Source organism: Mycobacterium sp., assembly GCF_008709575.1.
Lineage (GTDB): Bacteria > Actinomycetota > Actinomycetes > Mycobacteriales > Mycobacteriaceae > Mycobacterium.
The window spans coordinates 1-581 of sequence record NZ_VYIK01000495.1; the positions used below are offsets into that span (position 1 = coordinate 1).

Consider the following 581-nt stretch of genomic DNA (forward strand, 5'->3'; position numbering starts at 1 on the left):
CGGCCACCGACTGCGGCATTAGCACAATCGCCGGCTACCAGCTGGTCGTCCCGACCGTGGTGTGGGCCAAGTTGCAGGCGATGGCGCACGGGGCGAGGCTTGCCACCCAGCGTCTTTGGCACTGACCGCATCACCGGTGCGGCAACAGACTTCGACCGTCACGCGTCGAGTTCGCGGGCCACCGCCTTGACGACTTCCGAGACCCGGCGGGCCGTCTTGCGGTCCGGGTACCGGCCCTTGCGCAACTCGGGCTGCACCGTCGTTTCCAGCAGCGTGATCATGTCCTCGACCATGCCGTGCAGCTCGTCGGGGCTGTGCCGATGCTCGGCGACGCCCTCGCGACGGGAACGGGCCAGGCTCGGTGGCGGCTCGATCAACTACAGACGCAACGCCTGCGGCCCGCGCCGGCCCGTGACCAGGCCGAACTCGACGCGCTGGCCTGCCTTGAGGACTTCGACACCCGCAGGCAACGCCGAAGAGCGCACGTACACGTCCTCGCCGTCTTCCTGCGACAGGAAGCCGAACCCCTTCTCGGGGTCATACCACTTCACCTTGCCCGTCGGCACTGGGCTCACCTGCTT

General features: G+C 68.2%; 1 pseudogene. It reads right to left on the minus strand.

Annotation, left to right across the window (positions count from 1 at the left end):
* Window positions 1-158: 158 nt before the first annotated feature.
* Window positions 159-566: pseudogene (locus F6Q13_RS19785) on the minus strand (cold-shock protein).
* Between the last annotated feature and the right edge of the window lie 15 nt (window positions 567-581).